Annotated in this window: 9 protein-coding genes; 5 read left to right on the plus strand and 4 right to left on the minus strand. The window is 58.7% G+C overall.

Annotated elements, in window-relative coordinates:
- Positions 1 to 55: 55 nt before the first annotated feature.
- Complete coding sequence (locus tag Q0K10_RS14960; RefSeq protein ID WP_294508723.1) at positions 56 to 1,156, minus strand: efflux RND transporter periplasmic adaptor subunit; 1,101 nt, start codon at positions 1,154 to 1,156, stop codon at positions 56 to 58.
- A gap of 123 nt (positions 1,157 to 1,279) precedes the next feature.
- Positions 1,280 to 1,711, minus strand: a complete 432-nt coding sequence (locus tag Q0K10_RS14965) for a MarR family transcriptional regulator (RefSeq protein ID WP_294508726.1) — start codon at positions 1,709 to 1,711, stop codon at positions 1,280 to 1,282.
- 219 nt (positions 1,712 to 1,930) lie between these two features.
- Between Q0K10_RS14965 and Q0K10_RS14970 the strand changes: the two genes are divergently transcribed.
- Genes Q0K10_RS14970 through Q0K10_RS14990 form a run of 5 tightly spaced genes read left to right on the plus strand, consistent with a single transcriptional unit; the run spans position 1,931 to position 8,185 of the window.
- Complete coding sequence (locus tag Q0K10_RS14970; protein WP_294508729.1) at positions 1,931 to 2,977, plus strand: zinc-binding dehydrogenase; 1,047 nt, start codon at positions 1,931 to 1,933, stop codon at positions 2,975 to 2,977.
- Position 2,978: 1 nt separating this feature from the next.
- On the plus strand, positions 2,979 to 3,809 hold the full coding sequence (locus tag Q0K10_RS14975; RefSeq protein ID WP_294508732.1) for a sugar phosphate isomerase/epimerase: 831 nt from the start codon (positions 2,979 to 2,981) through the stop codon (positions 3,807 to 3,809).
- Positions 3,810 to 3,843: 34 nt separating this feature from the next.
- Positions 3,844 to 5,226 carry a hypothetical protein gene (locus Q0K10_RS14980; RefSeq protein WP_294508735.1) on the plus strand — a complete coding sequence of 461 codons (1,383 nt, stop codon included), beginning with the start codon at positions 3,844 to 3,846 and terminating at the stop codon, positions 5,224 to 5,226.
- 17 nt (positions 5,227 to 5,243) lie between these two features.
- Complete coding sequence (locus Q0K10_RS14985; protein ID WP_294508738.1) at positions 5,244 to 7,184, plus strand: glycoside hydrolase family 36 protein; 1,941 nt, start codon at positions 5,244 to 5,246, stop codon at positions 7,182 to 7,184.
- Complete coding sequence (locus Q0K10_RS14990; RefSeq protein WP_294508741.1) at positions 7,181 to 8,185, plus strand: substrate-binding domain-containing protein; 1,005 nt, start codon at positions 7,181 to 7,183, stop codon at positions 8,183 to 8,185. The genes Q0K10_RS14985 and Q0K10_RS14990 overlap by 4 nt, the downstream gene beginning before the upstream one ends.
- Before the next feature lie 8 nt (positions 8,186 to 8,193).
- Here Q0K10_RS14990 and Q0K10_RS14995 read toward each other — a convergent pair whose 3' ends face one another.
- Both Q0K10_RS14995 and Q0K10_RS15000 read right to left on the minus strand, forming a co-directional pair.
- Positions 8,194 to 11,400, minus strand: a complete 3,207-nt coding sequence (locus Q0K10_RS14995; RefSeq protein WP_294508744.1) for a hypothetical protein — start codon at positions 11,398 to 11,400, stop codon at positions 8,194 to 8,196.
- Positions 11,397 to 12,134 (minus strand): type II secretion system protein, encoded by a 738-nt coding sequence (locus Q0K10_RS15000; protein WP_366943028.1) that lies wholly within the window; start codon positions 12,132 to 12,134, stop codon positions 11,397 to 11,399. Before Q0K10_RS15000 ends, Q0K10_RS14995 begins: the two co-directional genes overlap by 4 nt.
- Between the last annotated feature and the right edge of the window lie 9 nt (positions 12,135 to 12,143).

Raw genomic sequence — 12,143 nt, forward strand, 5'->3', positions numbered from 1 at the left:
AGGTCGTTTAATAAAAAAAGCAGCAAACATGATACTCTCTCTTTCCGCTCGTCATTTACTTGGCTGTTTCCATCTTTTCCACCGGATTCACCGTCCCGCCGGGAACGGCTTTGTGAAGTCCGCCGACAATGACCTTTTCCCCTTCCGCAAGCCCGGAGAGCACTGCCTGGCGGTCGTAAACCTGCTTGCCGGTGACGATCTTGCGTTTTTCAACCTTATTGTCCTTGTCGACCACGTAGACGAAATGGTCTTTGCCGTCGGTCATCAGCGCGGCGACGTTGACGGACGGAAGCGGCTTGTCGAACTTTTCGGTCAGTTTTACGGTGACGTATCCGCCGGGAATCAGGTCGAAATCCGGATTCGGCGCTTCAAACTGCAGCATCAGCGTACCGGTGTCGGAGTCGACCCGGTTGTCGACGAAGTCGAGTTTCGCCTGCTGATTGAATTTCTGCCCGTCGGCGCGGAAAATCTCAAGCTCCGACTGGTTCTCGCCGTTCCGGCTGAAATGACGGAAGAAATCCGCTTCACTCATCGGAAATTTAATCTTGATCGGATCGTAGCAGACGATCGTCGTCAACGTTCCCTTTTCCGGGGTGATGTAATTTCCCTCGCTGTAGATGTTCGCACCGATTTTCCCGGCGAGCGGGGCGTAGATCTTCGTGTAGGAGAGGTCGTTCTCCGCGAGGATCAGTGCGGCTTTCGCCTCTTCGATCTTCGCCTCGTAGTACTTCAGGGTACGCAGCGAACTGTCGTAGGTGGTCTTGGCGGTCGCCTGGGTTTCGATCAGTTTCTTGTAACGGTCGAACTCCTCCTGGGCGAACGTATACTCAGCCTGCATCTGCGAGAGCACGGATTTTGCGGACCGGACGTTCGCGTCGTAGATCGTGTCCTCGATTTCATAGAGCAGGTCGCCTTTTTTGACCATGCTGCCTTCCTTGAACGGACGCTGTTCAAGTGTGCCCGAGACGCGCGCGACGATGTCCACCGTGTCCGAGGCGCCGATCGTGCCGACATAGGTTTTGGGTTCGCTGCGGTCGAGCATGCTCACCTCTTCCACCCGCACCGACGGGGCCTGGGATTCCGGCGCAGCTGCCGCGAGCCGGATCGCTCCCGCAGACAGGAGCATCGCCATCATGATTGTTCCGAATCGCTTCATTTGTTTTCCACTCCGTATCTTAATGTCATTTTTTTTGAAATGCTAGAAACCTAACAATATGTCTGAATATAAAAAACTCCTGTTGTTTTCATCTCCTCCATGAATTTGTGTTATGTCGATGTGTTATGCGATATTGTTGCAGATTCTGTCTGTCAATCGGATGTAGGCGTTCACCTCGTCTTCACTCAGCCCTGTTTTCAGCATTTGCTCGGCACGCTCGGTTTCCTGGATGACCAGAGTTTGAAGCTCCTTTGCCTTGTCAGTCAAAACGATTTTCTTGAGCCGTGCGTCGGTTGGCACGCTGACGCGTTCGATATAGCCGTCCCGTTCAAGCAACTGCAGAATCCCGGTCGCCGTTGAGCGGCGGATTTCAAAAACATCTTCAATGTCCCGCTGGTAGATGTCCTGCCACTGGGAGGTGATGAAAATGTAGCAGAGTACCCGCCCCTGCGTCCCGGTCAGACCCATCTCAGACGCATTGCGGTCGCAGTAACGTCGTATCTTTTTCGAGAGTTTGTTGATGACTCCGATCAGCAGCCTGTCCGCCTGACTCATACTTCTTTATCCTTGAAATGTTAGATTCCGAACAATAATATACGTCCGATTTGCTCTGAAGTCAATCAGGTTTTCCGAAAAATAAGAGCTTTTTTATGAATTTTCCTCCGCTCGAAGAAAATTCGATCTTTTTTGCATTTCCCGCTTGCATCTAAACTGGTTTTTTTCTATAATTCCATAGTAAAGCCATGTAGCTTTATTTGAAAGAGAGGTTTTTCCATGGATCAGGTGCGTACTCCCGCCGTCGTGATCGAGCGTCCGTTTGTAGCGGCGTTTCGACCGGTTCTGCTGACTCCGAAACGTCCCGACACTGTTGTCGCGAAAACACTCTGGAGCGCAATTTCGACCGGAACCGATATGAAAACCTACTGCGGACGGCAGCATCCGGAACAGTGTTACTATCCGCTGGTTCCCGGATATGAAAACGTCGGCGTGATTGTCGAGGAGGGGGCTTATGCTCCGGGCCTCAAGGCCGGCGACCGGGTTATGATCAACGAGTGCCGTACCTATGGCGACGTCTGCTCGGCATGGGGAGGCGGTACGTTCCTCGTGCACAAGGACTCCGCGAATGCGGGCGGCGCGGGTGACCCGATGTGCCGGATTCCGGACAATGTTTCCGATCAGGATGCGGTTCTCGCCTATCTCGCCTGTGTCCCGCTCAAGGGCATCGAGAAATTCACGCTGCGCCCGACCGATACGGTCGTCGTGATCGGCGCAGGCATGGTCGGCGTCTCCGCGATGCAGCTGCTGAAGATCAAGTGCCCGGGAATCCGGGTCATCGCGATCGAGAAAAACGCCTTCCGGCGCGAAATCGCGAAGTTCTACGCTGACGAGGTTCTGCCGCACGACGAGACGACTCTGAAGCGGCTGCTTGAGCTCACGGACGGCCGCAAGGCCGACAAGATCATGGAGTGCAGCGGCAATCCGGAGGTTCCCGGCATTCTGCACCGCTACCTCAAGGACGGCGGCTGGGGGGACGACGATGAACCGGGCCACATTCATCTGCAGGGGGATTATCCCGAGCGGCTGATTTTCGACCATTACCATCGCTGGTTCGTGAAGAACTGCACGATCACCATGAGCTGCGCGATCAAGGCGCGCGGCAAGGCGGAGATTCTCAAGTACATGTCCGAAGGAAAGTTCGACACTTCGCATCTCCCCTGCGAGATTTGGCCGGTGCAGAAGGCGAAAGAGGCGTTCGAATACCAGCACCGCAAGGGGTGCGATGTCTTCAAGATTCTGTTCGACTGGCGCGAGGTGAAGTAATATGGAGTACGGACATGCGGCATGGGGGCTGCGTGAGCTCCCGCTCGAAGAACAGCTCAAACTTGCCCGGGCGATGAACGTCCATCTGCTTGAACTTTCGATCGCGAATTACGATCGCGACTTCCTGCAGCTCGATGCGGGGCCTTCGGAGATCGCACGGGTGAAGGAGCTGTATGCGCAATACGACGTCCGAACCGATTGCGGTTGCACGGGCAACGATTTCACCTCCGAGTCGGTCGAGGCCGTGCGCAACTCTCTCGACAAGGTCCGGCGCACGATTGACATCGCTGCGGCGGCGGGGATCCGGGTGTTGCGCATTTTCGCCGGATTCAGCTCCGACAGCGTCGTTTACGGCGCGCGCTTTGACCGTATGATCGAGGCGCTGCGTCTGGCGGCGGATCATGCAAAGGGAACCGGCGTGCGGCTTTCGATTGAAACCCATGGCGGTGTTGCAAGTTCCGGAGAAGCCATGTATTATGCGCATTCCGTCACGACGCGCTGCGATACGATGCAAACGATTCTGGAGGCGCTTCCGGCGGAGACGGTCGGGATGAACTTCGATCCTGCGAATCTCGCGGCGGTCGGAGAGATTGCGCCGGAACGGTGGTTCCCGCTGTTTCGCAACCGGATCAACCTCGTGCATCTGAAGGACTTTCGCGATGTTCCGGGCGGTCTGGAACCGGTCGCGTGCGGCGAGGGACGGCTCGACTGGAAGGCTCTGATGGCGGAACTCCGGAATTATGACGGTCCCGCTCTGATCGAATACGAACTGCCCGCCGACGTCGAGGACGGATTGCGCCGTTCGCTGCGTTTCCTCGCGGAAAATGAGTGACAAATGAAACCACAACTGGAAAAGGAATCCTGACATGCCGAAGAAACCGCGGATCATCTTTATGCCGCATGCGAACATTCAGTACTCCCAGCTCGATCCGGCACGCCGGGAATGGGTGTGCGAAAACTCCTACCGTCCTCTTTTTGAGCTCGTTCGCGACGGCGGATACCGGATCGCCTTCGAGGCTTCCGGCCGTACGCTTGAAGTCCTGAACGAGGAGGCCCCGGAGGTGCTTGCGCTGCTGCGTGAACTCGTGCGGAACGGGCAGATCGAGCCGGTCGGCTCGCCGTTCATCCACGTGATGCTTACGAACATCCCGCCCGAGGTCGGGCTCGATACGCTCAAACACGGGCTCGACGCCTGGGAGAAATACACGGGCGTGCGGCCGGCGACCGGATGGAATCCGGAGTGCGGCTGGGCGTCATTCCTGCCGGAGATCTATCGTGAGGCGGGTTTCCGTTCGCTTGTGATGGATGCGGACAGTTTCTTCCTCTCGTTCCCGGAGATCCGTGAGGCGACCGGCCTTTCCTATGACGTTCAGGGGCACAGCAACAAGAATCATCTCTTCAAGATCGAGGAGTACATCAAGGACAAGCCGGAGTTCCTGCGTTACCTCACGAACCCCTCGGAGGCGCCGAACGGCCTGCGGATGATCTTCCGCTCGGACTGCATGGCCAACCCGATGCTCTGGTATCTGATGGGCGCGACGGAGGGGATGCGCAAGGAGCCCGTTTCGAGCGACGAGATCCGCACCATGCTCTCGAACTGGAAGCGGCGGATCGCCGATTCCGGCAGCTTCATCATGCCGTACGCCGAGGATGCCGAGTACATCGGGACTTCCGCCTATTTCTATGTGAAACAGTTCAATCAGGCGCGCTTCTTCGAGCCTGAACCCGCCAGTGTCGGTCGCTTCCGCGAACTGCTTGAGATCGCGAAGGAGCTCGATTACGAGTTTTCCACCCCGTCCGAGGTGATCGCGGAATCGGATACGCTGATCGGCAACGACCTCATCGATCACATCGAAAACGGCGTCGCCTGGCACGGTGGAACCGCGAAGGCGTGGGCGAATACCGAATATTCGCGTCTGCTCGATCCGGTCTGCCGTTCGGTGTTCGACGGGATCATGCTGCTGCGCCGCCGGCTCGGCGACCGGAAGGAGCTCGACGAGGCGCTGAAGGCCGTGACGAGTGCGTGGGTTTCGGATTCCCGCTGGCCGCCGCTGCCGACCTCTCCGGGGCGGTTCAACGTGCGCGAGACGCTCGATGACCTCTACGCCGCGAATGCGAAGATGGAAGAGGCCATGCGCAACTGCGGCGCCGCCGATCTGCGTGCACTCTACTCGCCGGGACTCATGAAAACCCAGATCCGCTGCATAGAAGAGAATCTCATGCAGCGCAAATACTTCGGTGAAGCGTAAAGAGAGGGACGGCGAAGATGGTTCTGACGACGGATGGGAACGGCTTCCGGATTGCGCCTGCCGGAGCGGCATCGCCGTTTCTGGCGGATTTCCGGCTGTCCGCGGAGGTTGACGGTCGGAGAGTCGACGCGTCTGGCTGGCAGATAATCACACCGGGCGAGTTTGCCGCGGAAACGGAGAATTGCGCATTTTCCGTGCGGCTGAGTGCCGGTGAAGACGGAGCGGTCCGGCTCGTCACGGAGTGTCGGAACCGGGGGAATGCGCCGGTCCGGCTCGGCGAACTGCGCTGGTCGCGGTGTCCGGGCGAAGATCTTGCCGCCGTGCCGGGGCCGTCGCTGCGTGTTTATCGCGAAGGATGGACGATGACCAGCGCCTGCGGTTCGGCGGGCTGGGGGGAGACCGACTTCAGCTGTGACCCGGATTATCTGCCGTTCGCAACGTCGGCGCCCGGACGGTTCGAACGACCGACGCCGAATCGATTCACCTCGGAGTATGTGACCGTTCTGATGCCGGAGAAGGGGCTCGATTCGCTGCTGGCCGGATTCGTCACGACGGCCGGGTGTGTCTGCCGGTTTGAAATCGAGCTCGGTGAGCGGCAGGTTTCCGCGTTCGACGCGGTCAGCTGCGGAGACGGCGTCCGGCTCGATCCCGGCGAGACGTTCCGGGGCGGGGAGCTTCTCTTTCTCGCCGGTGACGATCCGTACGGATTGCTGCAGCGGTATGCCGTTCTCTGGGGAGACCGCATGAAGGCGTTGCGGAGAAGGAATTCTCCGACGGGCTGGTGCAGCTGGTATTATTACTTCTCGAAAGTGACCGGGGCGGACGTTCTCGAGAATGTCGCCTACCTTCGGGATCACCGCGCGGAATTTCCGCTTGAATACGTACAGATCGACGACGGGTATCAGGCCGCGCTCGGCGATTGGCTGACCGCGAATGAGAAGTTCCCCGACGGAATCGGCCTGCTTGTGCGGGAGATCCGGAACGCCGGAATGAAACCCGGCCTATGGCTCGCACCGTTCATGGTTGAGGAGCGTTCCGGAGTTGTCATCGAGCACCCGGAGTGGCTTGTGCACAACGCCGCAGGGGAGATCGTCTGGGCAACCCGCTGGCGCGGATGTCGTGTCGCGATTCTGGACGGCACCCACCCCGGAGCGCAGGAGTTTCTGCGCAACGTGTTTCGGAAACTTGCAGAGATCGGCTGCGAATATGTGAAACTCGACTTCATGATGTACGCCGGCGCCGTGAAGGATGGCTGCTACCACGATCCGAAGGCGACCCGGATGCAGGCGCTTCGCCGGGGGCTGCAGGCGATTCGCGACGGGTTCGGTCACGAGCGTTTCATCCTCGGCTGCACGACGCTGCTCGGCACGTCGCCGGGACTGGTCGACGCCGAACGGATCGGAACCGACATCACGCCGTACTGGCAGCCGGAGAACCGCATCATCTACGCGGAAGCTCCGACCGTGCCGAATGTCTGCCGCAACGTTCTGAACCGGCTCTACATGCACCGCTCCCTCTGGATCAATGATCCGGATGTTCACATCGCGCGGATTGACAACAACAAAATGAGTGAGAACGAGATTCGTCTCTGGACCTCGGTTCTCTGGATGGCCGGCGGACTCACGTTTCTGTGCGATCGCTTTGAGACGCTTGATCCGGAGCGGGCGGAACTCTCGAAGCTCCTGCTGCGCCGGACGGATGCGTTCGAAGAGGTTCGTCCTCTTGACTTCCGGGAACACACGGTTCCCTCAATCGTCCGCGGACGGTTCGCCGAAACCGGTGCGGAGGTTTACGGATTCTTCAACTTCGAAGACGGGGCGCGCACACTTTCGTGGAGCTGTCCTGCGGGAGATTACCGCGAGCACTGGAGCGGAGAGTGTGTCCGAAGCGATGGAACTCTCTCCTGCACGATACCGGCGCACAGCTGCCGTCTCTTCTTCGGGAGGGGCCGTGAGTGAATCGGGGGAGCGTCTACAAGCAGGGTGAGATCGTCGCCGAGCTCGAACGTCGGCTGGATGAAGGATTCTACTCTTCCGGATTCCCAGTCGGCTCGCTGCTGGCCGCTGAATTCGGGGTCAACATCAAGACGATCAACAAGGCGATCAACCAGCTTGTCGAAGCCGGGCGGCTTGCGCGCAAACGCGGCGTCGGGACGTTTGTGGTCTCCCACACGGCGGGTGACCGGCAGGTCGAGGTGTTGTTCGAAGGGTATTCGGCGCTTTTCGATCATCCGTTCTGGGGCGAGATCTGGAATGGATGCATCACGGGGCTGCTCGATGCGGGATTTCGCCCGGTATTGACCCAGATTCAGGCCGACGAGAGCGGAAGATTGCAGCTTGAAGGGTTTCGCTTCAGTCCGACGATGGGGAAGCTGCTGCTCGGAATCACACATCCGCGCTTTCTGGAACTTGTGAGCCTGCAGGGAGTTCCGGCGGTCAGCGCGGGGGATGAGATTGACGATCCGGACTTTCCGCAGGTCTGTTTCGACTACTGGCCCGGGGTTCGTGACGCGATGACGTTTCTGGTGAAACGCGGTTGCCGCCGGATCGCGTTTCTCGGGGAGACCCGGAATGAGTTCAATCCGAAATTGCTGAACAAGTTCCATGCCTGGCGCCGGGCACTGGAGTCGCTCGGCGTCTATGATCCCGAGCTGGCCGAACACACGCGTCCGCTGCCGGAAGCCGCCGGGAGTGCGTTGCGTTCTCTGCTCGGCCGGACGAAGCCGGACGCGGTATTCGTCGCCGGGGATCATCAGGTTCCATGCGTGGAACGGGTTTTGAAGGAGAACGGGTTGCGTCTTCCCGTCGTCGGTTGTGACGGGCTGGCGTTCGCGAACTGGCCGACGGTTTCGCTGCCGCGCCGGGCGGCGGGAGAGGCGGCCGCCCGGCTGCTTGCGACGCGTATGCGCGGCAACATCTCCACCGACCGGGTCGTACTCTTCACGCATTTCGTCTGCTGAATCCATGTTCAACGGACAAGGTGATAACCGGCGAGCCCGCCGGGGAAGGCTCCATTGTCGGCTTTGAACTGGAGATGTCCGTCGCGCCATTGTGCGGGGATTTCTCCGACAGCATCTCCCTGCATATTGATGGCCATGACCCGTCGCGGCCCGTCGGTTCGCAGAGAGAGTTCGACGGCGGCCCTGCGGAGCAGCAGCGGGGAGGTTCCGGTTTCCTCGAGAATTTTGCGGTCCTGATCGGAGAACCGGGTTCCGGATGCCATGACGTCGGTCAGGTGCAGAATCACGACTGATCCGCTGGTTTCAAGCGGGGAGCCGTCGAGAGAGATCGCTGCGAGCGTCTGGAATGTGTCTGCTCCGGCGACGGTCAGTTTTCCTGAGGAGAGCGTTCCTTCCGGCAGGGTCACGCTCGCGGAGCGTTCGGTGTCGGCCGTGAAGGTGCCTGCCCGGGTGTCGAGCTGAAGTTCCCCGGTAGAGCTGACGGCTTTCCCGGTTTCCCGGAATTTCCTGAGCAGTTCAGCAATGTGGGGATCGGTGATGTCGTCGAACGGTTTGACGTCCGGCAGCGGGCGATCGTCGAAGAGTGCGCCGATCCGGGTGATGAGTCGAAGCGGACGGATGGCGGGATAGCCGGAGTCACGACGCTCGGAATAAAAGTCGCGCGGGATGGTATAGGCGTACTTCTCCGGTGCGCGTTTTACGTCTCCCCGGAGGAAGAATGCCGCGGAAATCCGGTCCGAAAGCTGCATGACCGGATCGTTTACGGATTCGAATACGATGATTCCACGATCGAGTCGGGTGACGCGGTCTCTTGTGCTCGAAAAGTTGAAACGGTACAGGCCGCTCAGGTCTTGAAGTGCCGAATACGCTCCGATCAGCGGTCCGTCCTCGGCTCGGAACCGGTTCGGCGCACAGATATTGAACTCGGTTATGAAGAACGGCTTGCCGTAAATTCTGCCGGTGACCAGCTGGCCGGGAAGCGGCGCTTCCATGGGGATTGTCGAAAGTTGGCTGTAACTGTGCGGAAGCGACCAGGGGTGTTTCGGGAAGGACGGATGGTCATGGTAGCCATGGTCGTCGACGACGTCGAAACGATCCCGCAGCAGCGTGGTGGCGCAGTTGCCGTTGTAATTGCAGCTGGTCAGGAGAAATTTCGCACCGAGCTCTTCCCGGACGAAGCGGCTCATCTCTTCGAGAGCGTTGGACTGTGTTTCATGTAGAAAACGGGCGAAATGAAGGTTCCCGAATCCGAGTTTTGTATCGCGGATTCCATGAAGTTTGCAATACTCTTTGAAGGCTTCGCCCAGGGCACTTTTCAACGGTTCCGTGTTCCAGCTGTACGAGAGCGTGTCTTCGTTTACCAGATTGACAAAGAGCACGGCCGGATCTTCCGCAAGCGTTGTGCCGGTGTATGGGTTGACATGATTCAGCCAGTTGCGGGTGAAGTTCTTCCAGTTTTCCATCCCCTCCCTGGACAGGATCAGCGCATGCTTATGATTGAGCGTGGGATATTTCCGGAGAATCGGCAGATTGTCACCGGGTTTGAGTCGGCGGCTCGTGTAGAGGTCGAAGGTGACGTAGATGCCGTTCTCTTTGAGTTTTGCGAAGAGATAATCGAGTTTGTCGAGAGTTGCCGGATTCAGAGTGACCGAGTCCGGCGCGGCGGAATCCACCAGGCCGTTGTCGTGGTGGTGAAAGCGCAGGGTGTTGATCCCCTGGGCGCGGAGGAACGTCACGAGTTCGTCCACTTCCGGTTTTTCAAGCTGGAGTGCCGTTTCGCAGAGATTCGTGCCGTAGACGCGGAAATGTTTTCCAGGGGCATTTTCGAAACCGATCGAACCGTCGGCGGCGACGATGGCATGTCCGTGTTTCCCGGCTGGAATCTCTTCTGCTCCGAGGAAGGAGAAGTCGAGCGGAGTTCCGGGAGTGATCCGGCGTCGATAGTCGAGTTTGATCCACTGTTCGTTTTCCGCCGCGACAAGTGGTTTCGGCACGTGGGTCGGCAGATGGACAGGCTGGCCGGTCAGCGTGACTGCCGCGATCATCCAGGCCGACGCGGGATTTGCAATGCGGAAGCGGAGGCGGCGCGGTTCGCTGCCGCCGAGCCGGAACGTAGAGACGTACAGCCCGACCGGCACACTCGGATTGTCCGAACGCCACGCGACTTTTGCGTTGGGCAGATCCGCGGGATTCCACCAGTTGCCGCAGTCATTGTCGCCTGTGACGGGGAAAGTTTCCACTCCGGTGTCGGCGTAAGTGACTTCGAGTTCGCCGATTTTGCCGGGCATCGTCCATGCCGACGCATGGAGCAGAGCGATGCCTCGCGCTTTCCCTGCCGGGAGCGGCAGTTCGATTTCCGCCGGTGCGAAGCCGCGGTCAGCTCCCGCCACGACGATTGCCCCGGGGACATGTTCGCGGGTCTCATCAATGACGTGAAATTCAAGATTTTTGAATCGCAAAACTCCGGATTTCATCATGCGCAGATCATTGGCCGAGCCCTGGTCGGTCCAGCCGCCCTGGTGATCTTCTGCAATGTCGTCGCGGAATGAGCGGTTTGCGGAGCCCGCCAGCGGAACGGGTATCGAGCGTTGCGGCAGACGTTCCGCTTCCAGTGTGAAGGGGGTTGCGCCGAACCAGAAACGGACGGAGAAGGTGTCGATGTGGAATTCCCGGTTGTCCTGGACGTAGACGGTCCCGTTTCCGCGGAAGATCAACCGTTCTCCGTTCGCGAGAGTCAGAATGGTTTCGGAGACATCCCCCTTTTGCAGCAGCTCCATTTTGCCGAATTTCGGCGGAAACGTCACCGTCTGCACTGATTTTTTTCCGGTGGTCCGGCATTCAAGAGAAGCCGCGGCCGTCACCGGCAGCGAGAGTTCGAGATATTGCAGGTTGACTTTTACGGATGACGGCACGGTGAGTTCCATTTTGAAGCGCAGCCGGTTTTCGCCGAGCGGAGTCAGAATCGTACGGCATTTCCCGTTTGCAGTGGCGTAATCGACGGGCGAGATCAGGGAAACACTTCCGTCCGCCGAACGTTTCGTCGAAGCCGGCCCGATGCGTCCGGTCCGCCAGTTGCCGTATACGGAGTTGACGTGAAACTCCACCCCGTTCCAGCGGAACGTTCCGGCATTTTCGAAGAGGAATCCATCCGGCAATCTGGCGGCGGAAAGCAGAGAACCGCAGACAAGCAGGAGAGAGAAGAGTTTTTCTTTCATTTTTCGTCCTGCCCCCACCAGAATGGTGTCATGCGGTTCCCCGGGATATCGCCGCGCATTGTCAGTGCCGCGTGACCGTCGAGATAGAGAATCTGTGCGGAATTGCCGGTGTTGTGAACGGAATAGATGCACAAACTCGTTTCGTTGATATGATTGTCATACCAGCTTCCCCAGCCGACGTCGGTGTAATTCCCGTCTGACGCGAGGCAGAGTCTGGATGGATATTTGAACCGGGTGGCTTTGGCAAATTCGGTCTGATACCAGATGACCCGGTCGTTCATGCCGTAATTGAGGATTTTTCCTTTTTGTGGATGGAGTGCGCTGTTGGTTTTGCAGTAAAAGCCTGCTTCCGCCATTCTCACGCAACGGGTTTCGCCGTCGTCCGCTTCAATTCCGTAATTGATGGCGAGCCGGTCGCGCCAGGTGATATTGCCGTCGTTTGTGGCTATTGCCGGCAGAAAGCCGTCTGAGGTGTCCATGTAGTTTTGGAATGCTAGTCCGAGCATTTTCAAGCTCGACAGACAGTCAATTCTTTTTGCCCGGTCGCGTGCCTGGTTGAGTGCCGGCAGCAGCATCGAGGCGAGAATCGCGATAATCGCGATCACCACGAGGAGCTCTATCAAGGTAAACGCCGCTTTGACCGTTGCATGGCTGTGGGAGGCAGGGGGCGTGTCCGCCGCCCCCCGCACCCCCTGCGTCCGGCAAGGTGCCGGTGCCGCGTACGGGGCGGTCACGGACTCGGC

The organism is uncultured Victivallis sp., assembly GCF_944391105.1.
Lineage (GTDB): Bacteria > Verrucomicrobiota > Lentisphaeria > Victivallales > Victivallaceae > Victivallis.